The sequence below is a fragment of the Cellulomonas oligotrophica genome, assembly GCF_013409875.1.
GTDB lineage: Bacteria > Actinomycetota > Actinomycetes > Actinomycetales > Cellulomonadaceae > Cellulomonas > Cellulomonas oligotrophica.
In genome coordinates this window covers 4,009,805-4,033,592 of sequence record NZ_JACCBK010000001.1, presented here as the reverse complement: position 1 = coordinate 4,033,592, position 23,788 = coordinate 4,009,805, and the positions used below count along the sequence as shown (strand labels likewise).

Sequence of the window (23,788 nt, the reverse complement as noted above, 5' to 3'; positions counted from 1 at the left end):
GGCGAGGGTGCGTGCGGTTCAGCCACCCGAGGGCAGCAGCACCGTGAGCAGCACCCACACCGTGGGCGCGGTCAGGAGCATCGAGTCGATGCGGTCGAGCACACCGCCGTGGCCCGGCAGCAGCCGGCCCATGTCCTTGAGCTCGAGGTCGCGCTTGAGCATGGACTCGGCGAGGTCGCCCAGGGTCGCCGAGACGACGACGCCCAGGGCCACGACGACGCCCACGAGCGGCTCCCCGTCGAACGCGAGCTGCACGCCCACGACGCCGACGACGCTCGCGAGCACGATCGAGCCGAGCAGCCCCTCCCAGGACTTCTTCGGGCTGACCGAGGGGGCCAGGGGGTGCCGGCCGAGCAGCGTGCCGACGACGTACCCGCCGGTGTCGCACGCGACCGCGAGCAGGATGAACACCAGCACGCGCAGCGCGCCGTCGGGCTCGGCGAGCATGAGCATGACGAACCCGCCGAGGAACGGCAGGTAGGCAGCCGCGAACGCGGCCGCCGTCGCGTCCCGCAGCGCGGGCTCGCCGTTGCCGTCGAGGACCCGCCAGACGACGGCACCGCCGACCGTCAGCAGGAACGAGACGAAGAGCGCCTCGGTGCCGGCGGCGTAGGCCGAGACGAGGATGCCCGCGGTGCCGACGAGCAGCGGCAGCAGCGGCAGGTGGATCGAGCGGCGCGAGAACGCGTGCGCGAGCTCCCAGACCGCCGCGCCCACCGCGACGACCGCGACGACCGCGAACGCCTCCTTGCGGACGAACAGCGAGGCCGCCACCACGCCCAGGAGGACGAGGCCGACGACCACCGCGGCCGGCAGGTCCCGGCCGGGGCTGGTGTTGCGAGGGGCGGCGAGCTGCGTCATCAGACCTCGAGCAGCTCGCTCTCCTTGGACGCGAGGAGGTGGTCGATCAGCTCGACGTGCTTCTTGGTGAGCACCTCGAGCTCCTTCTCGGCGCGCACGACCTCGTCCTCGCCCGCCTCGCCGTCCTTGACGATCTTGTCGAGCGTCTCCTTGGCGCGGCGGCGCACGGACCGCACGGAGATGCGCGCGTCCTCGGCCTTGCTCTTGGCGAGCTTGACGAAGTCCTTGCGACGCTCGGCGGTCAGCGCGGGCAGCACGACGCGGATGACCGCACCGTCGTTGGTCGGGTTGACGCCGAGGTCCGAGTCGCGCAGGGCACGCTCGATCGCCGTCATCGACGACTTGTCGAACGGCGACACCAGGATCGTGCGCGCCTCGACGACGTTGAACGACGCCAGCTGCTGCAGGGGGGTCAGGGCGCCGTAGTAGTCGACGAAGACCTTCGCGAACATCGCCGCGTTCGCCCGGCCGGTGCGGATCGCCGCGAAGTCCTCCTTGGCGACCTCCACGGCCTTGTCCATCTTCTCCTCGGCCTCGAGGAGTGTGTCGTCGATCACCGGTGCTCCTAACGTCTGGTGGTGCAGGTCGCCCCCGGAGGGCGGGTCGGTCAGCTCGCGGTGACGAGCGTGCCGATCTTCTCACCCTCGAGCGCACGCGTGACGTTGCCGTGCTCCTCGAGGCCGAAGACCCGCATCGGCACGTCGTTGTCGCGGCACAGGCTCAGCGCGGAGGTGTCCATCACGCCGAGCTCGCCCACGATCGCCTCGGTGTACGTCAGGTGGTCGAGCTTGCGGGCGTCGGGGTCGTGCCGCGGGTCCGCGGAGTAGACGCCGTCGACGCCGTTCTTGCCCATGAGGACCTCCTGGCAGTGCGTCTCGAGCGCGCGCTGCACCGCCACGGTGTCGGTCGAGAAGTACGGCATGCCGGCGCCGGCCCCGAAGATCACGACACGACCCTTCTCCAGGTGCCGGATCGCGCGCAGGGGGATGTACGGCTCGGCGACCTGGCCCATCGTGATGGCGGTCTGCACGCGGGTGCTCACCCCGGCCTGCTCGAGGAAGTCCTGGAGCGCGAGGCAGTTCATCACCGTGCCGAGCATGCCCATGTAGTCGGCGCGGGCACGGTCCATGCCGGACTGCGAGAGCTCGGCGCCACGGAAGAAGTTGCCACCGCCCACGACGATGGCGACCTGCACGCCGGCGCGCACCGCGACGGCGATCTCGCCGGCGATGCGGCGCACGACGGGGACGGCCAGGCCGACGTCGCCGCCGCCGAAGCTCTCGCCGGAGAGCTTGAGCAGCACGCGCCGGGCCGGGACGGCACCGGGCGTCGGGTCGGTCTTCGGTCCGGCTCCGGCGGACGGGTCCTGGGTCACGTGTCCTCCACGTCGCTCGGGCGCCGGTCCGGCGCGCTCGCCCGCTGGGCTTCCGGACCGTGCCCGGCGGGCCGCGGGCGCCCGGTGCGGCGGTGGCCCCGGACCTGTCGGACCGGGGCCACCGCCGTCGTCAACGGATCAGGCTCCCACGCGGTAGCGCACGAAGCCCGTGAGGGTGCCGCCGGCCTCGGCGAGCACCTGGCCCACGGTCTTCTTCGGGTCCTTGGCGAACGCCTGGTCGACCAGGACGCTCTCCTTGAAGTACCCGTTCAGGCGGCCCTCGACGATCTTCGGCAGGGCGGCCTCGGGCTTGCCCTCGTTGCGGGCCGTCTCCTCCGCGATGCGCCGCTCGTTCTCGACGACGTCCGCGGGGACCTCGTCGCGCGAGAGGTACGTCGGGGAGTACGCCGCGACGTGCGTGGCGATGTCGCGGGCGACGGCCGCGCCGGCCGCGTCCGTGGCGACGAGGACGCCGACCTGGGGCGGCAGGTCCTTGTTGACCTTGTGCAGGTAGACCTCGACGTGCTCGCCGGACAGGCGGGCGACGCGGCGCACGACGACCTTCTCGCCGAGCGTCGCGGCCGTCTCGGTGACGACGTCCTGGACGGTCGCGCCGTCCGTGTCGGCCGCGAGGAGCGCGTCGGCGTCGGCCGCGCCGGAGGCGACGGCTGCGGCGAGCACGCGGTCCGCGAGCGAGATGAACGTCTGGTTCTTGGCGACGAAGTCCGTCTCCGAGTTGATCTCGACCAGGACGCCCACGTGACCGGCGCCGTCGGCGGTGGGGCCGACGTGCGCGGCGACGAGACCGTCGGACGCGGCGCGGCTCTCACGCTTGCCGACGCCCTTGAGCCCCTTGACCCGGATGATCTCGAGGGCCTTGTCGGTGTCGCCCTCGGCCTCCTCGAGCGCCTTCTTCACGTCCATCATGCCCGCGCCGGTCCGCTCGCGCAGGGCCTTGATGTCGGCCAGCGAGTAGTTCGCCATCAGTTCCGTCCGTCCTTCGGTTCTGTCCCGCACCGGCGACGACCGGTGCGGCGGGCGGGTCGCGTCACGCGACCCGCCCGCGGGGCTGTCGGGTGCGTCAGGCCTGCTCGGCCGGGGCCTCGTCCGAGGCGGGGGCCTCGGCGGCCGGGGCCTCGTCGGCGACGACGGGAGCCTCGTCCGAGGCGGCGGGGGCCTCGGCCGCGGGGACCTCGGCCGGAGCGGCCTCGGCGGCAGGCGCCTCGGCGGCGTCGGCGGACGCGCCGGCGAGCAGCTCGCGCTCCCACTCGGCCAGCGGCTCGGCCTCGGCCGGGGCGCCCTGGGCGGCGGACGAGCCGCCGGAGTGACGCTTGAGCGTGCCGTCGGCGACCGCGTCGGCGATCACGCGGGTGAGCAGCTGCACGGCGCGGATCGCGTCGTCGTTGCCCGGGATCGGGTAGTCGACGAGGTCGGGGTCGCAGTTGGTGTCCAGGATCGCGACGACGGGGATGCCCAGCTTGCGCGCCTCGTTGACGGCGAGGTGCTCCTTGTTCGTGTCGACGATCCAGACGGCCGAGGGGACCTTGGCCATGTCACGGATGCCACCGAGCGTCTTGGTGAGCTTGTCCTTCTCGCGACGCAGGACGAGCAGCTCCTTCTTCGTCAGGGACGAGCCCGCGACGTCGTCGAAGTCGATCTGCTCGAGCTCCTTGAGGCGCTGGAGACGCTTGTGGACGGTCGAGAAGTTGGTGAGCATGCCACCGAGCCAGCGCTGGTTGACGTAGGGCATGCCCACGCGCGCGGCCTGCTCGGCGACGGGCTCCTGCGCCTGCTTCTTCGTGCCGACGAAGAGGATCGAGCCACCGTGCGCGACGGTCTGGCTGACGAACTCGTAGGCGCGGTCGATGTACGTCAGCGACTGCTGCAGGTCGACGATGTAGATGCCGTTGCGCTCGGTGAAGATGAAGCGCTTCATCTTGGGGTTCCAGCGGCGCGTCTGGTGCCCGAAGTGGACACCGCTCTCGAGCAGCTGGCGCATGGTCACGACGGCCATGGCACGTCCTCCCGGCGCGCACCGACGGGTGCGCGCGTCGTCGAGCGGGCCCCGGGGGCCCGCGTCATCGGTTGTCGGTCCGCCCGGCGGGCGATCCCCTGGTGCCATGCACCACCCGCACCGGGTCGGGGACCCGGACCGCTGCAGGCGACGCCCCGGTCCACGCCGCGGGGTCGCCCCCCGCGTCATGACCGAGCCATGGCACGCGAATTCGACCGGCACGTGCCGGTCGTGAGAGGAGTCTAGCGGACCCCTGCCGCCGCCCCGTCCACCGCACCGCGCCGCCCGGCCCCGCGGACCGACGAGCCGCCCACAGCCCCGCCGCCGCGGCCCCGGCCCCCGGAGCTCGGTCCGTCCACGACCCGCGCCGTCGACGTCGCCCAGCCTGGCCCCATGGCCCCGACACCTCGCAGCCGACCGACCCGCACCGTCGACGCCGCACGCCGGCAGGCCGCGACCATGCACGGGCCGGGCCAGCCACCACGGGCGCACCGGAGGGCACGGCGGGGCGCAGCCGCGGTCCTCGTCTGCGCCGCGCTCGCCGTGACCGGAGCGGCGGCGGGCAGCGCCGCGGGCCGGTCGGCCGACGGCGGGCCGGCCACCACGTCCGCCCAGGACGGGTTTGTGCTCTACCGCGGACCGTTGCTGCGCGCCCTCGAGGTGCAGCGCCCGTTCGAGGCACCGCCGCAGCGGTGGGCGGCCGGGCACCGCGGCGCCGACCTGGCGGCGCAGGACGGCGACGCCGTCGTCGCGCCGGCCACCGGTGTGGTCACGTTCGCCGGCACGGTCGTCGACCGCGGCGTGCTGACGATCACCCACCCCGACGGGCGCCGCAGCAGCGTCGAGCCCGTCCGGCCCGTGGCCGCCGTCGGCACCGCGGTCGCTGCCGGCGACGTCGTCGCGGTCGTCGCCGGGCCGGCCCACTGCGCGCCGCTCCCCTGCCTGCACTGGGGCGTGCGCGAGGGCGAGACGTACGTCGACCCCCTGGCCCTCCTGCCCGGCGCCGGGCCGGTCGTGCTGCTGCCCGCGCACGACCGGTGAGCGGCCGTGGTCGCCCGGGGCGCGAGCACGCGCGGCGCGATCAGCCCCGCTCGGCCTCGACCAGACGCGTCCGCAGCCGGATCATCGCCGCCGTGTGGATCTGCGAGATGCGCGACTCCGTGACCCCCAGCACGCGGCCGATCTCCGCGAGGGTCATGCTCTCGTAGTAGTACAGGACCACAACCAGGCGCTCCCGCTCACCGAGGCACTCGATGGCGCGCGCCAGCAGGAACTTCGTCTCCGCGGCGTCGGCGGCACCCGCGGGGTCCTGGGTGCGGCTGTCGGCGAGCGTGTCGGCGAGCGTTGCGGCACCGGGGCGGTCGTCCGACCCGGACAGCAGCTCGTCGAGCGCGATCATGTTGACCGACGCCAGCTGGGAGTACACGGCGCGCAGGTCGCGCACCGGCACCTGCATCCGCCGGGCCAGCTCCTGCTCGGTCGGGGCCCGGTGCAGCTCGCCCTCGAGCTCGGCGTAGGCGCGGTCGACCGCACGGGCCTTGGTCCGCACCGAGCGCGGCACCCAGTCCATGGCCCGCAGCTCGTCGATGATCGCGCCGCGGATCCGCGACGACGCGTACGCCTCGAACCGCACCGCACGGTCCGTGCGGTACTTCTCGATCGCGTCGATCAGGCCGAAGACCCCGTACGAGACGAGGTCGGCGTGCTCGACGGTCGACGGCAGGCGCATGCCGATGCGCCCGGCGACGGCCGTCACCAGCGGGACGTAGTGCAGGATGAGGCGCTCCCGGGTCTGCGGCGACCGGGTCTGGACGAACTCCTCCCACAGGGCGTCGACCTCGTCCGCGACCCGCAGCCCCGCGCCGTGCACGACCTGCGGGTCGTCGACGAGCGCGGTGGCGTCGGCAGCAGCAGCAGCGTCGACGGCGGCGGCGTCGAGCGCCTCGTCCGCCGGGCGCTGCTGCGGGATCACACCGCTCGGCGCCGTCCCTGCGTGCTGCTGGAGTCCCCGGGGGACCACGTGCAGGGTCGTCATCGGCTGCTCTTCCTCTGGGGCTGCGTCGGTGGTGCGTGCGGCGTGCGGGTCGTACGGGGGCACGAGCTGCAGCGTCGCGCCGCGCCCGGTCGGGGTGCGTGGGTCCACCGGCCTCACGCCCGCGGGTGCGCGAGTCGGTACGCCGAGCGGAGCCGCTCGGCGGAGACGTGGGTGTAGCGCTGCGTCGTCGCCAGGCTCGAGTGCCCGAGCATCTCCTGCACCGAGCGCAGGTCCGACCCACCCTCGAGCAGGTGCGTCGCGGCCGTGTGGCGCAGCGCGTGCGGTGCGACGTCGTCCACGCCCGCCACCGCGGCGAGCTCGTGGACGACCGCGCGCACGGTGCGCTGGTCGACGCGCCCGCCCCGACGGCCCAGCAGGAGGGCCGCACCGGTGGCCGGACCGACGAGCTGCGGGCGGGCCACGTCGAGCCAGGTCCGCAGCGCGTCGCGGGCCGGCAGCCCGAACGGCACCACGCGCTCCTTGTCGCCCTTGCCGACGACCCGCAGCAGGCGGTCGTCGAGGTCGACGTCGTGGACGTCGGCACCGCACAGCTCGCCGACGCGGACACCCGTGGCGTAGAGGACCTCGACCGCCGCCCAGTCCCGCACGTGCACCGGGTCGCCGTCGGACGCGCGCCCGCGGGCGACGTCCAGCAGCCGGGCGACAGGCTCCTGGGCGAGGACCACCGGCAGGGTGCCGCCGGTGCGCGCCGCGGCGAGCCGCTGGGTGGGGTCCGTGGCGAGGCGGGCCGTGTGCGTCGCCCACCCGAAGAACGTGCGTGCGGCCGCCGAGCGGCGCGCCAGCGTCGCCCGGGCGTTGCGCGCGGCCTGGGCGGCGAGCCAGGCGCGCAGCACCGCCAGGTCGACCTGGTCCAGGCGGGACCTGCCCTGGCGGACCGCGAAGTCGAGCAGCTGCTGCACGTCGCCGACGTAGGCGCGCACCGTGTGCTCGGACAGGCCGCGCTGGGCCCGCAGGTGCAGGGCGAAGTCGGCGAGCAGGCGCTCGCGTGCGGGCGCCCCCGCCGTGACCTCTGCCATGAACATGTCCCCTAAGGTGACGGTCGACCGTCCAGTCGACAAGGCGCAAGAATCGTTCGAGGGACCTGGTCGGTCCGGTTGCGGCGACGATGTCCGGTTACCGGGTCCCGATTCCCACGAACGCCGTATTTTTTCATCCCTCGCCCCGCTCACCCCGCGGACGCGCCGCCCATCCGGCCCCCACCCTGCGGACCAGCCCCTCCAGCTCGAGTGCGCCGAGCGCACCGCGCACCTCCGCCAGGCTCGTCCCGGCCCGCGCGGCGAGCTCCCCGGGCTCGAGCGCACCGCGGCGCGGGACGTGCTCCAGCACGCGGGCCGCGACCGGGTCGAGCCCGTCCCCCGGCGCCGGCGCCGGCTCCTCGCCCCGCCCGGCGTCGAGGGGACCGACGAGGTCGAGCACCTCGGCCACGTCGGTGACCAGCACGGCCACCCCGTCACGCACGAGCCGGTGGCACCCCGCCGACGCGGCCGACGTGACCGGCCCCGGGACCGCGCCGACCGGGCGCAGCAGCCGCGCGGCATGGTGCGCGGTGCTCGCCGCACCCGAGCGCCAGGCGGCCTCGACGACGACCGTCGCGTCGGCGAGCGCCGCGATGAGGCGGTTGCGCTGCAGGAACCGGCTGCGGGTCGGCGCCGCACCGGGCGGGACCTCGGAGACCACCGCGCCGCCGGTGCGCACCACCTCCTCCAGGAGCCGGGCGTTGCCCGCCGGGTAGGCGCGGTCCACGCCGCCGGCCAGGACCACGACGGTGCGGCCGCCGCCGGCCAGGGCACCGCGGTGGGCGGCGGCGTCGATCCCGTAGGCACCCCCGGACACGACGCCGAGGCCCGCCGCGACGAGGCCCGCCGCGAGGTCGACGGCGACGCGCTCGCCGTAGGAGGTGCTGGCACGCGCCCCGACGAGGGCGACGCCCGGGGTCCGGACGGCGCGGGGCTCGCCGCGGACCCACAGGGCGAAGGGCGCGGCGGCGCCCAGGTCGTCGAGCCGTGCGGGCCAGTGCGGGTCCGCGGGCACGACGAGGTGGGCGCCCGACCGGGCGCCGGCGCGGGCCAGGGCCGCGGCGTCGACGCGGGGGCGGCGGGCCGCCCAGCGGTCGAGCGCGCGGGTCAGGCGGGCACGCGCCGGGGGTGCCAGGTCCGAGCCGGCACCGAGGAGGTCCCAGTCCGTGCTCCCGGCGAGCGACCTGTCGACCCAGTCCAGCGCGGCAGCCGCCCCGCACGCGGCGACGAGCGCCCCGGCGACCTCGTCCCCGGGCTCGACGAGCGCCGACCACACGGCACGCGCGACGCGGTCGCGCTGCGCGGGAGCCGGCGCGGCAGGCGGCGTCGGTGCTGTCGGGGTCTGACCTGTCGACGTCGGACCGGGCGACGTCGGGCCGGGCAGCATCGGACCGGGCGACGTCGGGCCGGGCAGCATCGGACCGGGCGACGTCGGGCCGGCAGGCGTCGGGCCGGGCGGGGTCGGGCCGGGCGGGGTCGGGCGGGTCGCCGTCACGCGCCGTGCCCCCGCGTCCGCAGCAGGAGCGCCTCGCGCACCTGGGCGCGGGACGGTGCGGTGCGGCCGTCGAGATCGGCCAACGTCCACGCCACGCGCACGACCCGGTCGACTCCGCGCAGCGACAGCGTGCCCCGGTCGACGGCACGGTCCAGGTCGGCGACGAGCGCACGGTCGGGTCCCAGCCGCTCGCGCAGGCGCGCCCCGGGGACCTCGGCGTTCGTGCGCCACCCGTGACCGCGCCAGCGCTCCCCCTGCGCGGCCCGGGCCTGCGCCACACGCGCGGCGACGGCCGCGGTCGGCTCGCCGGGGGCGTCGGTGGCGCGGGCGGGCGGAAGCTCCAGCTGCAGGTCGACACGGTCCAGCAGCGGGCCGGCGAGCCGCCCGAAGTAGCGGCGACGCTGCTCGCTGCGGCACGTGCAGCCCAGGCCCTTGCCGCTGCCCCGCCCGCACGGGCAGGGGTTGGCCGCGAGCACCAGCTGGAAGCGCGCGGGGTACCGGGCGGTGCCGGCGGCCCGGTGCAGGACGAGCTCGCCCTGCTCGAGCGGCTGCCGCAGGGTCTGCAGCACGGCCGGGCGGAACTCGGGGGCCTCGTCGAGGAAGAGCACGCCGCGGTGGGCGCGGGAGGCCGCACCGGGGCGCGGCACGCCGGACCCGCCACCGACGACGCTCGCGGCGGTGGCGGTGTGGTGCGGGTCCTCGAACGGCGGCCGGCGCAGCAGGCCCCGGGTGGGGTCGAAGGTGCCGGCGACGGAGTGCACGGCCGTGACCTCGACGGCGTCGGGCTCCTCGAGGTCCGGCAGCAGTCCGGGCAGCCGCGCGGCGAGCATGGTCTTGCCCGCACCGGGCGGACCGACCATCAGCAGGTGGTGGCCGCCGGCCGCGGCGACCTCGACGCCGTGCCTGGCCTCCTCCTGGCCGAGGACGTCGGCCAGGTCGGGGGCCTGCGCGGCCGACCGTGGGGCCGCCGTGACGTCGGCGACGGGCGTGACGTCCGGGACGACGACGTCGGCCCCGTGCACGGCGCACACGTGGGCGAGGCTCGTCGCGCCGACGACGTGCGCGCCCGGGACGAGGGCCGCCTCGGCGGCGTTCGCGGCGGGCACGACGACGCGCGGCAGCCCGGCAGCCACGGCGGCCGCGACCGCCGGCAGGACGCCGCGCACGGGCCGCAGGCGACCGTCGAGCCCGAGCTCGCCGACGTGCACCCACCCGGAGACGCCTGCGGCGTCGACGGCACCCGCGGCGGCGAGCGTCGCGACGGCGACCGCGAGGTCGAAGCCCGACCCGGCCTTCGGGAGGCTGGCGGGCGAGAGGTTCACCGTGATCCGTCGGTTCGGCCAGGCGAGGCCGGACGACGTGACGGCGGCCCGGACCCGGTCGCGGGACTCCGCGAGCGACGCGTCGGGCAGCCCGACCAGGGTGAACGCCGGCAGCGACGGGGCGAGGTGCGCCTCGACCTCGACGACGTGCCCCTCGAGGCCCAGCAGCGCGACGGCGTGCGTGCGCCCCAGCACTCAGACCACCCCCGCGAGGTGCTCGACCTGCGCGCGCCCGGCGCGCGGCAGCACGATCGCGAGGACGTCGACGCGCACGGACGCCGGCCGCACGTCGTGCTCGCGCAACCAGCGCGCCGTCAGCCGCCGCAGCCGGGCGAGCTTGCGCGCCGTGACCGCCTCCGCGGGCGAGCCGAACGTCGCCGACCGCCGCGTCTTGACCTCGACGGCGACGAGCTCGTCGCCGTCGAGCGCGACCAGGTCGAGCTCACCGTCCGCGCACCGCCAGTTGCGGTCGAGCACCTGCCAGCCCGCGCGCTGCACCCATGCGGTCGCGACGTCCTCGCCGTACCGACCTACTGCGTCCTTCGCCTGCACCGGACCACCTCCGCCGCACACCCTGCGGTGCGGCCGGGGTCCCGGGCCCGGGGCGGACCGCGCGCCGGGCGCCAGGCGCCGGCACCCAGGGCTGTGGGCGGCTCGGGCCGGGAGCCGCAGCGACGAGCCGGGGGACGCAGGGGCGATCACGGGGCCCGTCGAGGCTCCCCGCCCGGTGTCAGGTCAGCGCGCGAAGCCGGTGCCGGAGCCGAGGTCGAGCTCGGCCTTCGCCAGCTCCTCGACGTTGACGTCCTTGAACGTCACCACGCGCACGGACTTCACGAACCGCGCCGAGCGGTACACGTCCCACACCCAGGCGTCGACGAGCGCGAGCTCGAAGTACACCTCCCCGGCGGCGGACCGCACCTGCAGGTCGACGTGGTTCGCCAGGTAGAAGCGACGCTCGGTCTCCACCACGTAGGAGAAGAGCCCCACGACGTCCCGGTACTCGCGGTAGAGCGCGAGCTCCATGTCGGTCTCGTAGTTCTCCAGGTCCTCGGCGCTCACCGGACCATCATCCCCCATCCCCCGCGGCCCGCCGACGTGCGCGGCCGCGGCGCGTCACACGTCCAGCGTGCCCGCCGCCCACGCGCCGCCCGACGGCGGCACGGCCTGCGGGGCTGCGGGGACGGCCTCGGGCAGGCGCCAGGACCGGCGGTGCAGCTGGCTGGGGCCGTGCTCGCGCAGCGCCGCGAGGTGGTCGGGCGCGGCGTAGCCCTTGTTCTCGTCCCACCGGTACGACGGGTGCACGCGCGCGTGCTCGACCATCAGCGCGTCCCGCTCGCACTTGGCCAGGACGCTCGCCGCGGCGACGCTCGCGCAGGTGCGGTCCGCCTTGACGCGCAGGTGCACGCGCGGCGTCGGCACCGCGGTGACGAAGAGGTCGTCCTGCACGCCGAACAGGTCCGGGTCGGGCGGGGTCAGCCAGTCGTGCGAGCCGTCGAGGATCACGGCGTCGACGGGCCCGACGACCGCGCTCACCCCGGTCAGGGCACGGGTCGCGGCCAGCCGGAGCGCGGCGACGATGCCGCGCTCGTCGATCTCCTGGGCCGACGCGTGCCCCACGGCGCGGGCCACGCCCCACCGGCTCAGTGCGGGCAGCAGCGCCGTCCGCGCCGCGGGCGTCAGCAGCTTGGAGTCGGCCACGCCGCGCGGCGCCGAGCGCGTGGACGCGTCCACCACGACGACGCCCACGCTCACGGGGCCCGCGAGCGAGCCGCGCCCGACCTCGTCCATGCCGGCGACGTAGGTGCTGCCGGTGCGCAGGAGGGCCCGCTCGTGGCGCAGGTGCGGGGCGGGCCTGGTCGACCGCCGCGCGGCACGGGCGAGCGCCGGCGCGCCCTGCGGCCCGGCGGCCGGTCCTGCGGTGGTCGTCATGCGGGGTCGGGCACGTTCGCGAAGGTCTCGGTCGGGTTGCGCAGCACGGTCGTGCGGTCCAGCGGCCAGACGGTCACGAAGGCCATGCCGACCACGTTGTCGACCGGCACGGACCCGCCGCCCGGGCGGCCCTGGTTGTAGCGGGAGTCCGACGAGTGCTGACGGTTGTCGCCCATGACCCACAGGCTGTTCTCGGGCACCACCACGTCGAACGCGCGCTCGCTGGGCACCGATCCCGGCGCGAGGTACGCGGTCTCGTCGAGCGCGACGCCGTTGACGGTCACCGGCTCGCCGGGACCGGCGCACGCCACGTGGTCGCCGGGCAGCCCGATGATGCGCTTGACGAGGTGCTCGCCGGCGTCCTGCGGGAGCAGGCCGATGAACGTGCCGACCTCGGTGAGCGTGTCGACGACGGGTCCGCGCTCCACCACCGGCTCGGGCTGCAGCCACCCCCCGGGGTCCTTGAACACGACGATGTCGCCCCGCCGCAGGTCGAACGGGCCGGGCGTGAGCTTGCTGACGAGGATGCGGTCGTTCTCCACGAGCGTCTCGTGCATCGACTGGGACGGGATGAAGAACGCCTGCACCAGGAAGCTCTTGACGACGAGCGACAGCACGAGCGCGCTGACGAGGATGATGGCCGTCTCGCGCACCCAGCTCCACGCGGACCAGCGGCGCCGGTGCACGGAGGCGCGCTCCCGGCGGCGGGGCACCTGCGGCACCGGCACCCGACGCGCGCCCGCCGGGGCGTCGGGGCCGGGCGTCGACGCGGTCGCGCCGAACCGCGGCTCCTGCGCGCTGGTCGGCTGCCAGGGCGTCGCCCGGGTCTCGTGCTGCCACGCCGCCGGCGTCGTCCTCAGGTCATCGGGGCGTCGCTCGCTCACCGACTAACTGTCGCACGCGCGACGCACGCTCGTGCCGCGTCGCGCGGCCCCGGGGAGCGTGTCGCCCGGCGCGCACCCCCGCACGGGGGCCCGGTGTCCGGCACGGCGGGTGCCCTGCGCGCGCCCGTCCCGCGCGGCAGGCAGCCGCCGGACGGCGAGGGGCAGGAACGCCGACGGGCGGCCACCGGTGAACCGGTGACCGCCCGTCGTGGGGTGCGCGTGCGCTCAGCCCTTCTTGGCCGGGACGCTGTCGCGCTTCTCCTTGATCTTCGCCTTCTTGCCGCGCAGGGCACGCAGGTAGTAGAGCTTCGCGCGACGGACGTCACCGCGCGTCACGACCTCGACGGTGTCCAGCGTCGGGGAGTTGACGGGGAACGTGCGCTCCACGCCGACGCCGAAGCTGATCTTGCGGATGGTGAAGGTCTCGCGGACACCGGCACCCTGACGGGCGATGACGACGCCCTGGAACGCCTGGACGCGAGAGCGGTTGCCCTCGACGACCTTGACGTTGACCTTGAGGGTGTCGCCGGCACGGAACTCCGGGATGTCGCTGCGCAGCGATGCTGCGTCGAGCGCGTCGAGCGTCTGCATGTCGTGTCGCTTCCCCGCCCTGCCGCAGGTCAGGTACGTGATCGACGGGCCGGCGCGCTGCGGGGCAGGGCGACGACCCGAGGGTTCGTGGTCCGGTGGTCCGGGCCGGGACGCCCCGCGGGGCGTCCGGTCCGTGCGTCGTGGTCGCTCCCCCCTGCGGCAGGGAGGCGGTCGACGCACACCGACCGACCAGTCTGCCACAGCAGAGGCCCCGTGCCGAATCGCCCGTCAGGGCGTCGCGGGCCCGTCGCCGGCCGGCCCGCCGGTGGGCGACGGCACCAGCACGCCGCCCTCGACGACCCATCCGGCCGCCGCGAGGACCGCGAGGTCGGCGCGGTCGAGCTCCGCCACGTCGAGCGCCGCCAGGAGGTCGGGGCGCCGGTGGGCGGTCCGCTCCAGGGCCTGGTCCCGACGCCACCGCGCCACCCGGCCGTGGTGCCCGGACAGCAGCACCTCGGGCACGTCGTGCCCCTGCCACGACGGCGGCTTGGTGTACACGGGGTACTCCAGGAGCCCCGCCGCGCCGTGCGACTCCTCCACCAGGGACTCGGGGTTGCCGACGACGCCCGGCAGGAGCCGCGCGACAGCCTCGACCACGACCAGCGCCGCGACCTCGCCCCCGTTGAGCACGTAGTCCCCGAGCGAGATCTCGGTGACCCGGCCGCGGGCCGCCCGGTCCTCGACCACGCGGGCGTCGATGCCCTCGTACCGGCCGCACGCCACGACGATCTGCTCCTCGCCGGCGAGGGCCTCGGCGGTCCGCTGCGTGAACCGCTCCCCCGCGGGCGACGGCACCAGCAGGTGACCGGCCGGCGTGAGCACGTCGTCCAGCGCGCGCCCCCACACGTCGGGACGCATGACCATGCCGGCACCGCCGCCGAACGGGGTGTCGTCGACGGTGCGGTGCCGGTCGTCGGTCCAGTCGCGCAGGTCGTGCACGCGCAGGTCGAGCAGCCCGCTGCGGCGCGCCTTGCCGACGAGCGACAGCTCCAGGGGCGCCAGGTACTCCGGGAAGATCGAGACGACGTCGACGCGCACGCGCTCAGGCCTCGTCGTCGACGACGAGGGACGCCGCGTCGGCGGCCAGGAGCCCGCCCGGCGGGTCCAGGACGACGCGCCCGCCGGGGACGTCGACGACCGGGACGATCGCACGGACGAACGGCACCCGGGTGCGCTCCCCCGCCGGTTCCCGGACCACGAGGACGTCGTGCGCGGGCAGGTGCTCGAGCCCGACGACCTCGCCCAGCAGACGACCGTCGGCGACGTGCTCGACCCGCAGGCCGACGAGCTGGTGCGGGTACCAGGCGTCCTCGTCGTCGTCGGCGTCCGCGTCGGCGTCCACGACGAGCTCGACACCGCGCAGCGCCTCGACGGCGGTGCGGTCCGGCGCGCGGTCGAGCGTCACGTACCAGCGCTCCTGCGCGCGGCGCACCGACGTGAGCGTGAGCGGGCCGGCCGAGACGGGCTGGGTCGCGAACCGGGCGCCGACGACGAGCCGCTCCTCGGGCGCGTCGGTCCGCACGTCGAGGAGCACCTCGCCGCGCAGTCCGTGCGGTCGGCCGATGCGGGCCACGGTCAGCTCCACGAGCTCCTCCGGGGTGGTGGGGTGGGGACGACGACGGCCCGGCCCCGTGCGGGGTCCGGGCCGTCGTGCGGCACGTGCTGGGGTCGGCCTGCTGAGCGCCGGTCGGCTCAGCGCCGGTCGACGTCGACGACGTCGACCCGGACGGGCCCGTCGGCCGACAGGGCGCCGACGACGGTGCGCAGCGCCTTCGCGGTGCGCCCGCCGCGGCCGATGACACGGCCGAGGTCCTCGGGGTGCACGCGCACCTCGAGCATCTCGCCGCGCCGCAGGGAGGACGTGCGCACGTGCACGTCGTCCGGGTGGTCGACGATGCCGCGCACCAGGTGCTCCAGCGCGTCGGCGAGCATCAGGCCTGCTCGTCCTCGGCGGGCGCCGGGGCGTCCGCGGCCGCCGCGGCGGCCTTCTTCTCGGACGCCTTGGCCTTGGCCTTCTCGGCGTCGGCGGCGACCGCGTCGACCGCAGCCTTCGCGTCAGCCTTCGCCGCCTTGACGCGCAGCGTGCCCTCGGCACCGGGCAGGCCCTTGAACTTCTGCCAGTCGCCGGTGACCTTGAGGAGCGCGAGCACCTGCTCGGTCGGCTGCGCGCCGACGCCGAGCCAGTACTGCGCGCGCTCGGAGGCGACCTCGATGAGCGAGGGCTCCTCGGTGGGGTGGTACTTGCCGATCTCCTCGATCACGCGACCGTCACGCTTGGTGCGCGAGTCGGCGACGACGATGCGGTAGTACGGTGCGCGGATCTTGCCCATGCGCTTGAGACGGATCTTCGTGGCCACGGTGTGGTCTTCTCCTGATGTCTGTTCCAGGGACCTCGCGGCGCTTCCCGTGGGGTAGGGCGCACCGGTCCGGCCGGGGACACGGCGGGCACAGGTAGAGGGGCTGTGCGAGCCGAGTACAGCCGACCATTGTGCCAGACGGCGGGGGGTGCTGCCCGCACGTCCGCCGGACGGTGCCACCGCGACCGCGCCGGCACCTCGCGCGGGCCGCCGTCGCGCCCGTGGCGGGGCGGCTCAGCGCACGCGCACGCCGCGCAGGACCACCGCGGCAGGCTCCGCCAGCGCCGTGACGTCGGCGCGCGGGTCCCGGTCGTAGACGACGACGTCCGCGCTCGTGCCCTCGCCGATGCCGTCGACGCCGAGCCAGGCCCGTGTGCGCCAGCTCGCGGCGGCGACCACGTCCCGCACGGGCACGCCGGCCGCCACCATGGCCGCCGCCTCGTCCGCGACCCGGCCGTGGCCGATCGTGCCGCCGGCGTCCGTGCCGACCAGCAGGCGCACGCCCGCGTCGTGCAGGTCCCGCACGTGCTGCTCGCGCCGGGCGTGCATGGCCCGCATGCGTGCCGCGAACCGCGGGAACCGGGCCTCGCCCTGCGCGGCGATCGCGTCGAACCGCTCGACCTGCAGCAGCGTCGGGGTCACCGGGACGCCCGCGGCCGCGATGCGCTCGACCTGCGCGGGCGTGGCACCGGTCGCGTGCTCGAGGCAGTCGACACCCGCGTCGAGCAGCGGGTCGAGGGCCTCGGTCGAGAAGGTGTGCGCCGTGACGCGCGCGCCCGCGTCGTGGGCGGCGGCGACGGCCTCGGCGAGCACGTCGTCCGGCCACAGGGGGCGCAGGTCGCCGTCGGCGCCGAGGTCGCGGTCGATCCAGTCCGCGACGACCTTCACCCAGCCGTCGCCGCGCGCGGCCTCCTCGCGGACGGCCCCGGGCAGGTCCGTGACGGCGTCGAGCTCGCGACCGTAGTGCCGCAGGTAGCGGCGCGGCCGGGCCAGGTGCCGGCCCGCGCGCAGCAGCCGCGGCAGGTCCGTGCGCGCGTGCACCCACCCGGTGTCGGCGGGCGAGCCGGCGTCGCGCACGAGCAGGACCCCGGAGTCCCGGTCGGCCAGCGCCTGCTGCTCCGCGGCGGCGGCGTCGACGGGTCCGTCGGCGTCGAGCCCGATGTGGCAGTGCACGTCCACCAGGCCCGGCAGCACCCAGCCGTGCAGGGTCGCGTCGGGCACGCCCGCCGGCCGCTCCAGCGTCAGGCGGTCGCCGACGACCCACGCCTCACCGACCTCGCGCTCGTCGTCGAGGACGACCGTGCCCCGCAGGTGCAGGACCCCCATGGCCGTCAGCGACCGCCGAGGAGCTTGTCGAACCCGGCGGGCAGCTGCAGCTCCGTCGGCGCGGCGGGCGCCTGCGGTGCGGGGGCACCGAGGCCGAACGCCGAGCCCGCGGGGGCGGCCGGTCCCTCGCCCGCCCCCCGCGACGCGGCGGCGCGCTCCTGCTCGGCGCGCTTGGCGGGGTTGCCGGAGCGGGCGCCGCGCGCCTTCTTGGCGGGGGCCTGGCGTCCGCGGGACTTCTTGCCGCCCATGCCCGGCAGGTTGCCCATCCCGGGCACGCCGCCCGGCATGCCGCCGCCCTTGGCCATCTGGCGCATCATCTTCTTCGCGCCGTCGAAGCGCTCGAGGAGCTGGTTGATCTCGCTCGTCGTGGTGCCGGACCCGCGCGCGATGCGGGCGCGGCGCGAGCCGTTGATGATCTTCGGGTTCTGCCGCTCGCCCGGCGTCATCGACCGGATGATCGCCTCGATGCGGTCGACCTCGCGCTCGTCGAAGTTCTCCAGCGCCTCGCGCATCTGGCCCATGCCCGGCAGCATGCCGAACATCTTCTTGATCGAGCCCATGTTCTTCAGCTGCTGCATCTGGACCAGGAAGTCCTCGAGCGTGAAGTCCTCGCCCGAGACGAGCTTGCCGGCCATCTTCTCGGCCTGCTCGGAGTCGAACGCCTTCTCGGCCTGCTCGATGAGGGTGAGCACGTCACCCATGTCGAGGATGCGCGAGGCCATGCGGTCGGGGTGGAACACCTCGAAGTCGGTGAGCTTCTCACCGGTCGAGGCGAACATGATGGGCCGGCCGGTGACGCTGGCGACGGACAGCGCCGCACCGCCGCGGGCGTCGCCGTCGAGCTTGGACAGCACGACGCCGGTGAACCCGACACCGTCGGCGAAGGCCTGCGCGGTGGTGACCGCGTCCTGGCCGATCATCGCGTCGACGACGAAGAGGATCTCGTCCGGCTGGACCGCGTCGCGGATGTCCGCGGCCTGGGTCATCAGCTCGGCGTCGACGCCGAGACGGCCGGCCGTGTCCACGACCAGCACGTCGTGCTGGCGGGTCCGCGCGTGCTCGAGGCCGGCGCGGGCGACGGCCACGGGGTCGGCGCCGGCAGGCAGCACGTCGTCCGCGCCCTGGTTGCCGGGGTGCGGGGCGAACACGGGCACGCCCGCGCGCTCCGCCACGACCTGGAGCTGCGTCACCGCGTTGGGGCGCTGCAGGTCGGCGGCCACGAGCAGCGGCGTGTGGCCCTGCTCCTTGAGCCAGCGCGTGAGCTTGCCGGCCAGGGTCGTCTTGCCCGCACCCTGGAGGCCCGCGAGCATGATGACGGTCGGCGGCTGCTTGGCGAAGGCCAGCGTGCGCGTCTGCCCGCCGAGGATCGCCACGAGCTCGTCGTTGACGATCTTGACGACCTGCTGCGCCGGGTTGAGCGCGCCGGACACCTCGGCGGAGAGCGCGCGCTCGCGCACGGCGCCGGTGAACTGCCGGACGACCGGGACGGCGACGTCGGCATCGAGCAGCGCGCGCCGGATCTCCCGGATCGTGGCGTCGATGTCGGCCTCGGAGAGCCGACCCTTCGTCCGCAGGTTCTTGAACGTCGACGTCAGACGGTCGGACAGGGTGGCGAACAACCGGACCTCGCTGAGGGAGACGGACTTCTACGGACGTCCCAGGGTACCGTCCAGCGCCCGTGCCGCCCGTGCCGTGAGGTCGTCGACGAGCGCCTGGCGCCAGGTGGTCCAGGCGGCGGGCCCGGCGGCCGACGCGTCGGCCTCCGTCAGGGCCCGCAGCATGACCAGCAGGTCGGCCCGGTGGTCGACGGCCTCGAGCAGCCGCGCCACGGTCGCCGGGTCCTCCGGGTCGGCCGTGGTGGCCAGCTCGGACAGGGTCAGGTGCTCGCGCACGAGTCGCACGACGTCGGCGCCGACCTCGGGCCCGAAGCCCATCCGCGCCACGATCGGCCCGGCCAGCCGGGCACCCTCCACCGAGTGGTCGCCGGCACCGGCGCGCTTGCCGATGTCGTGCAGCAGCGCCGCGAGCAGCAGCGTGTCGGGGTGGGCGACGTCACGGCGGTCCCGTCCCGCGCGGGCCACGGTCTCGACGAGGTGGCGGTCGACGGTGTGCCGGTGGATCGCCGAGCGCTGCGGGCGGTTGCGCACGCCGGCCCACTCCGGCACCCAGGTCGTGACGACGCCCGCCAGGTCGAGCGCCTCCCACACGGGCACCTGCGCCGGGCCGGAGCCCAGCAGGTGCAGCAGCTGCTGGCGGGCGGCGCGCGGCCACGGGGTCGGCAGCGGCGGCGTCAGCTCCAGGCTGGCGACGGTCACGGGCGAGAGCACCAGCCCCGTGCGGGCGGCCGTCGCCGCGGCGCGCAGCGAGAGCACGGGGTCCTCGGCAGGCCGGGCGTCGACCGCGAGCACGAGCTCGCCGTCGTGCTCCACGAGCCCCTCGGCGATGGTCCGCAGGCGCGGCGGGGTCCGCCGGCCGCGCACGAGCCGGGGCGTGCGCGCCGGGCGCTGCAGGGCCTGGCGGGCGTTGCGGGCCGTCGTGTCCAGCGCGTACGAGATGACCCGGCCTGCCTCGGCGATCGACGCGAGCAGGTCGTCGCGGTCGTCGAACCCGACGAGCGAGGCCACCTCGTCCTGGTCGGCCTGGAGCAGGCGGTTGGTGTGCCGGCGGGTGCTGACCTGCACGGCGTCGCGCACGTCGAGCAGGTGGGTGTAGGCGTGGTCGACCGCGCCGTGCGGGCGGTCCGTGAGCCACGTCGCGGCGAGCGCGGACAGCACGACCGCGTCGCGGATGCCGCCCCGGGCCTCCTTGAGGTCCGGCTCGATGAGGTACGCGAGCTCGCCGTGCCGGTCGGCGCGCTGCTTGGTCGAGGCCAGCAGCTCGGGCAGACGGCGCCGGGCGGCCGAGCGCCAGTCGGCCAGGAGCGCGGAGGTCGCCCGGGCCACGACGAGGCCGTCGCCGGCGACGTGCTGGAGCTCGAGCAGCCCGACCGCGGCGGGCAGGTCGCGCGAGGCGACCTGACGGCACTGCGCGAGCGAGCGGACCGAGTGGTCGAGGTCGAGCCCGGCGTCCCAGATCGGGTACCAGAGCCGCTCGGCCAGCTCGGCGAGCTCGGCGGGCGAGTGCCCGCGGCCCTCGTGGACGAGGAGCAGGTCGAGGTCGCTGACGGGGCTGGCGTCGCCGCGCCCGACGCTGCCGACGACGCCGAGCGCGACGCCGGTGACGTCACGCCCCTGCGTGGCCTCGGTCCAGAGCCCGGCGAGGGCGTGCACGACGAGGTCGGCGATCGCGCGCCGACGGGCGACGCCGTCGGTCCCGGGGCCGGTCATCCGGGCGGCGAGGTCGAGCCGAGCGGCACGCAGGTCCCGCACCCCGGCGGGGTGCGGGACCTGCGACGAGCCGTTCTCGGCCGCGCCCCCTGCGGGCGGCCGTGCTGCATTCATGCGGGTGCGGGCGCCGTCCCGGTCAGAGGGCGTCGTCGCCGTGCTCGCCGGTGCGGACGCGAGCCACGTCCTCGACCGGCACGACCCAGACCTTGCCGTCACCGATCTTGCCGGTCTGCGCCGCCTGGACGATGACCTCGGTGACCCCCGCCGCGTCCTCGTCCGCGACGAGGACGTCGATCTTCACCTTCGGGACCAGGTCGACCGTGTACTCGGCGCCCCGGTACACCTCGGTGTGGCCGCGCTGGCGGCCGTAGCCGCTGGCCTCGCTCACCGTCAGACCACGGACGCCCGCGGCCTCGAGGGCCGACTTGACGTCGTCCAGCCGGTGCGGCTGGATGACAGCAGTCACGAGCTTCGTCATCACTTCACCTCCGTCACGACGCGGGCGCCGGAGCCCTGCGTCTCGTACGCGGTCTCGCCGTGGACGGCGAGGTCGATGCCCTGGACCTCCTGGTCCTCGGGGACACGCAGGCCGATCGTCGCCTTGAGGATCAGGGCGATGACGAGCGTCGCGAGGCCGCTGAAGACCATGGCCGCGAGCGCCACGATGATCTGGGTGACCAGCTGGCCGGCACCCCCACCGTAGAACAGGCCGTTCGCGGCGCCGTCCGGGTACCAGGTCGCGTTGGCGTCCGTGGAGAACAGGCCGATGAGGACGGTGCCGACGAGACCGCCGACCAGGTGCACGCCGACGACGTCGAGCGAGTCGTCGTAGCCGAACTTGTACTTCAGGCCGACCGCCAGGGCGCAGAGCACGCCGGCGACGAGGCCGATGGCGATCGCGCCCCACGTGTCGACGGCCGCGGCCGCCGGGGTGATGGCGACGAGGCCCGCGACGACGCCCGACGCGGCACCCAGCGACGTGGCGTGACCGTCACGCAGCTTCTCGGTGCCGATCCAGGCGAGCAGCGCGACGGCCGTGGCGACGGTGGTGTTGAGCCACGCGCGGCCGGCCGTGGCGTCCGCCGCGAACTCCGAGCCGGCGTTGAAGCCGAACCAGCCGAACCACAGGAGCGCGGCGCCGAGCATGACGAAGGGCAGGTTGTGCGGGCGCATCGCCTCGGTGCCGAAGCCCTTGCGCTTGCCGGCGACGACCGCCAGGACGAGACCGGCGATGCCGGCGTTGATGTGGACCACGGTGCCGCCGGCGAAGTCGATCGGCATCGGCAGCGAGTCGGCCAGGAGGTAGCCGCCGCCGAGCAGGCCGCCGCCCCAGACCATGTGGGCCATCGGGATGTACACGATCGTGGCCCACAGGGCCGCGAAGACCAGCCACGTGCCGTACTTCAGGCGGTCGGCCACCGCGCCGGAGATCAGCGCCACCGTGATCACGGCGAACGTGAGCTGGAAGCCCGCCGCCACGAGGAACGGCACGCCCGTCGCCGCCATGAGGCTCTGGTCGTCCGTCGCGCCCTGCAGGCCCAGGAAGTCGAGCGGGTTCCCGATGAACCCGCCGATGTCCGTGCCGAAGGTCGCCGAGTAGCCGTACACGACCCAGATGATCGAGACGATGCCGAGGGCACCGAAGCTCATCATCATCATGTTCAGGACGCTCTTGCCGCGCACCATGCCGCCGTAGAAGAACGCCAGCGCCGGCGTCATCAGCAGCACGAGGGACGCGGCGAAGATGATGAACGCCGTGTTCCCGCTGTCGAGTTCGAATGCCATGGAGTTCGCCTCTCCCCTCGCCAGCCTGGGGGTGGCTGGTCGCGGACCACGGTCGTGGAGGCGGGTTTCGGTCGCACGCTCGCCGGGTTACCGCGACGTGACAAGCACCGGGCGGGTGTAAACGTTCTGTTTCGACCAGGGCGGATGTCCGAGTCCTGGGACACCCGCCCCGGCGCGGCGCTCAGTCGCCGAGCAGGCCGTCCACGAACGCCTCGGGGTCGAAGGGCGCCAGGTCGTCCGGGCCCTCCCCCAGGCCGACGAGCTTGACGGGCACGCCGAGCTCGCGCTGCACGGCCACGACGATGCCGCCCTTGGCGGTGCCGTCGAGCTTCGTCAGCACGATGCCCGTGACGCCCGCGACCTCGCCGAACACGCGCGCCTGCTGGAGCCCGTTCTGCCCGGTGGTGGCGTCGAGGACGAGCAGGACCTCCGACAGCGGGGCCTCGCGCGTGATGACGCGCGTGATCTTGCCGAGCTCGTCCATGAGGCCCGTCTTGTTCTGCAGGCGGCCCGCGGTGTCGACGAGCACGACGTCCGCACCGTCGGCACGCCCGGCCTTCACGGCGTCGAACGCGACGGCGGCGGGGTCGGCGCCGTCACGGTCCGAGCGGACCGTGCGCACGCCCACGCGCGAGCCCCACGTCTGCAGCTGGTCGGCCGCGGCCGCGCGGAACGTGTCCGCGGCACCCAGCACCACGGTGCTGCCGTCCGCCACCAGCACGCGCGCGAGCTTGCCGACCGTCGTGGTCTTGCCGGTGCCGTTGACGCCGACGACCATCACGACGGCCGGGACCCGGGACCCGTCCTCCGCCGTGCCGGGCGTGGTGCGCAGGCCCCGGTCCAGCGCGGGGTCGACGAGGGCGAGCAGCTGCTCGCGCAGCACGGCCCGGGCCTGCGTGCCGTCCTGGACGCCGTCGACGCGCACGCGGGTGCGCAGCGCCGTCATGAGCTCGTCGGTCGGGCCCGCACCGATGTCCGCGAGGAGCAGGGTCTCCTCCAGCTCGTCCCAGTCGTCCTCGCCGAGGTGGTCGCGCGAGAGCACGGTGAGCAGGCGGGCCCCCAGCGGGGAGCCGGACCGGGCGAGCCGCTCGCGCAGCCGCCGCAGCCGCCCGGCCGTGGGGGCGGGGGTGTCGAGCGGCGGGGCCGTGACCGCGTCCGCCGCGACGGGCGACGGCATCGTCTCGGCCGCCGCGGCGGTCGGCTCGACCGCGACGTCCGGCGGGACGACCGTCGCCGCGGCGCCCGGCGTCGACGTGCCGGTGGACCCGTCGGCCGGGGGCCGGGCTCCGCTGCCCCGCCGTCGGACGACGACGGCGGCCACGGCGCCGGCGACGACCACGGGGGCACCGATGAGGACGGGGAGGAGGTCGGTGAGATCCACGGCGTCAGTCTGTCAGGAGGTCGACGGGTGGTCGCCCGCGACGCGGCGACGCCGGAGCCGGCGCGCGTCC

25 protein-coding genes are annotated in these 23,788 nt (G+C 75.4%); 1 reads left to right on the top strand and 24 read right to left on the bottom strand.

Annotated features, from left to right (window positions below):
* Positions 1–18 precede the first annotated feature (18 nt).
* From BKA21_RS18535 to rpsB, 5 genes are all read right to left on the bottom strand, one after another.
* Positions 19–861, bottom strand: coding sequence for a phosphatidate cytidylyltransferase (locus tag BKA21_RS18535; protein ID WP_140460437.1), 843 nt, complete (start codon positions 859–861; stop codon positions 19–21).
* On the bottom strand, positions 861–1,418 hold the full coding sequence (frr, locus tag BKA21_RS18530; RefSeq protein ID WP_140460436.1) for a ribosome recycling factor: 558 nt from the start codon (positions 1,416–1,418) through the stop codon (positions 861–863). Before frr ends, BKA21_RS18535 begins: the two co-directional genes overlap by 1 nt.
* Before the next feature lie 50 nt (positions 1,419–1,468).
* A complete protein-coding gene (gene pyrH / locus BKA21_RS18525) occupies positions 1,469–2,236 on the bottom strand; it encodes a UMP kinase (RefSeq protein ID WP_373308217.1) in 768 nt (255 codons plus the stop codon).
* Between the two features lie 138 nt (positions 2,237–2,374).
* Positions 2,375–3,220 (bottom strand): translation elongation factor Ts, encoded by an 846-nt coding sequence (gene tsf, locus BKA21_RS18520; RefSeq protein WP_140460435.1) that lies wholly within the window; start codon positions 3,218–3,220, stop codon positions 2,375–2,377.
* A gap of 97 nt (positions 3,221–3,317) precedes the next feature.
* Entirely contained in the window at positions 3,318–4,250 is a 933-nt protein-coding gene (gene rpsB / locus BKA21_RS18515) for a 30S ribosomal protein S2 (RefSeq protein ID WP_140460434.1), read from the bottom strand.
* A 393-nt stretch (positions 4,251–4,643) separates the two neighbouring features.
* Between rpsB and BKA21_RS18510 the strand changes: the two genes are divergently transcribed.
* Positions 4,644–5,291, top strand: coding sequence for a M23 family metallopeptidase (locus BKA21_RS18510; RefSeq protein ID WP_239072955.1), 648 nt, complete (start codon positions 4,644–4,646; stop codon positions 5,289–5,291).
* A 40-nt stretch (positions 5,292–5,331) separates the two neighbouring features.
* Here BKA21_RS18510 and BKA21_RS18505 read toward each other — a convergent pair whose 3' ends face one another.
* The 19 genes from BKA21_RS18505 to ftsY all read right to left on the bottom strand — a co-directional run bounded on the left by BKA21_RS18505 (position 5,332) and on the right by ftsY (position 23,718).
* The gene (locus tag BKA21_RS18505) at positions 5,332–6,285 is read right to left on the bottom strand and encodes a FliA/WhiG family RNA polymerase sigma factor (RefSeq protein WP_140460582.1); all 954 of its coding nucleotides are present in this window, start codon (positions 6,283–6,285) and stop codon (positions 5,332–5,334) included.
* Positions 6,286–6,398: 113 nt separating this feature from the next.
* Positions 6,399–7,322 carry a tyrosine recombinase XerC gene (locus BKA21_RS18500; RefSeq protein ID WP_140460432.1) on the bottom strand — a complete coding sequence of 308 codons (924 nt, stop codon included), beginning with the start codon at positions 7,320–7,322 and terminating at the stop codon, positions 6,399–6,401.
* A 133-nt stretch (positions 7,323–7,455) separates the two neighbouring features.
* Positions 7,456–8,709 carry a DNA-processing protein DprA gene (dprA, locus tag BKA21_RS18495; protein WP_140460581.1) on the bottom strand — a complete coding sequence of 418 codons (1,254 nt, stop codon included), beginning with the start codon at positions 8,707–8,709 and terminating at the stop codon, positions 7,456–7,458.
* Positions 8,710–8,813: 104 nt separating this feature from the next.
* Positions 8,814–10,334: a YifB family Mg chelatase-like AAA ATPase gene (locus tag BKA21_RS18490; protein WP_140460431.1), complete on the bottom strand. Its 1,521-nt coding sequence runs from the start codon at positions 10,332–10,334 to the stop codon at positions 8,814–8,816.
* On the bottom strand, positions 10,335–10,691 hold the full coding sequence (locus BKA21_RS18485; RefSeq protein ID WP_140460430.1) for a YraN family protein: 357 nt from the start codon (positions 10,689–10,691) through the stop codon (positions 10,335–10,337). It abuts the gene before it with no gap.
* A gap of 183 nt (positions 10,692–10,874) precedes the next feature.
* Entirely contained in the window at positions 10,875–11,198 is a 324-nt protein-coding gene (locus BKA21_RS18480; RefSeq protein ID WP_140460429.1) for a DUF2469 domain-containing protein, read from the bottom strand.
* 54 nt (positions 11,199–11,252) lie between these two features.
* On the bottom strand, positions 11,253–12,068 hold the full coding sequence (gene rnhB / locus BKA21_RS18475) for a ribonuclease HII (RefSeq protein ID WP_140460428.1): 816 nt from the start codon (positions 12,066–12,068) through the stop codon (positions 11,253–11,255).
* Positions 12,065–12,952, bottom strand: a complete 888-nt coding sequence (lepB, locus tag BKA21_RS18470) for a signal peptidase I (RefSeq protein ID WP_373308216.1) — start codon at positions 12,950–12,952, stop codon at positions 12,065–12,067. Before lepB ends, rnhB begins: the two co-directional genes overlap by 4 nt.
* 225 nt (positions 12,953–13,177) lie before the next feature.
* The gene (rplS, locus tag BKA21_RS18465; protein ID WP_140460427.1) at positions 13,178–13,543 is read right to left on the bottom strand and encodes a 50S ribosomal protein L19; all 366 of its coding nucleotides are present in this window, start codon (positions 13,541–13,543) and stop codon (positions 13,178–13,180) included.
* 228 nt (positions 13,544–13,771) lie between these two features.
* Positions 13,772–14,581, bottom strand: a complete 810-nt coding sequence (gene trmD, locus BKA21_RS18460) for a tRNA (guanosine(37)-N1)-methyltransferase TrmD (protein ID WP_140460426.1) — start codon at positions 14,579–14,581, stop codon at positions 13,772–13,774.
* Positions 14,582–14,585: 4 nt separating this feature from the next.
* On the bottom strand, positions 14,586–15,128 hold the full coding sequence (gene rimM / locus BKA21_RS18455) for a ribosome maturation factor RimM (RefSeq protein ID WP_140460425.1): 543 nt from the start codon (positions 15,126–15,128) through the stop codon (positions 14,586–14,588).
* A gap of 107 nt (positions 15,129–15,235) precedes the next feature.
* Positions 15,236–15,475 carry an RNA-binding protein gene (locus BKA21_RS18450; RefSeq protein WP_140460424.1) on the bottom strand — a complete coding sequence of 80 codons (240 nt, stop codon included), beginning with the start codon at positions 15,473–15,475 and terminating at the stop codon, positions 15,236–15,238.
* Positions 15,475–15,900: a 30S ribosomal protein S16 gene (gene rpsP / locus BKA21_RS18445; protein WP_140460423.1), complete on the bottom strand. Its 426-nt coding sequence runs from the start codon at positions 15,898–15,900 to the stop codon at positions 15,475–15,477. Before rpsP ends, BKA21_RS18450 begins: the two co-directional genes overlap by 1 nt.
* A gap of 234 nt (positions 15,901–16,134) precedes the next feature.
* Positions 16,135–17,226: an amidohydrolase family protein gene (locus BKA21_RS18440; RefSeq protein WP_140460422.1), complete on the bottom strand. Its 1,092-nt coding sequence runs from the start codon at positions 17,224–17,226 to the stop codon at positions 16,135–16,137.
* 5 nt (positions 17,227–17,231) lie between these two features.
* Entirely contained in the window at positions 17,232–18,845 is a 1,614-nt protein-coding gene (ffh, locus tag BKA21_RS18435) for a signal recognition particle protein (RefSeq protein ID WP_140460421.1), read from the bottom strand.
* 27 nt (positions 18,846–18,872) lie between these two features.
* Positions 18,873–20,666 (bottom strand): [protein-PII] uridylyltransferase, encoded by a 1,794-nt coding sequence (locus tag BKA21_RS18430; protein WP_140460420.1) that lies wholly within the window; start codon positions 20,664–20,666, stop codon positions 18,873–18,875.
* A 22-nt stretch (positions 20,667–20,688) separates the two neighbouring features.
* Positions 20,689–21,030: a P-II family nitrogen regulator gene (locus tag BKA21_RS18425; protein ID WP_140460419.1), complete on the bottom strand. Its 342-nt coding sequence runs from the start codon at positions 21,028–21,030 to the stop codon at positions 20,689–20,691.
* Positions 21,030–22,337 carry an ammonium transporter gene (locus BKA21_RS18420; protein WP_140460418.1) on the bottom strand — a complete coding sequence of 436 codons (1,308 nt, stop codon included), beginning with the start codon at positions 22,335–22,337 and terminating at the stop codon, positions 21,030–21,032. Before BKA21_RS18420 ends, BKA21_RS18425 begins: the two co-directional genes overlap by 1 nt.
* A 181-nt stretch (positions 22,338–22,518) precedes the next feature.
* On the bottom strand, positions 22,519–23,718 hold the full coding sequence (gene ftsY / locus BKA21_RS18415) for a signal recognition particle-docking protein FtsY (RefSeq protein WP_140460417.1): 1,200 nt from the start codon (positions 23,716–23,718) through the stop codon (positions 22,519–22,521).
* Positions 23,719–23,788 lie beyond the last annotated feature (70 nt).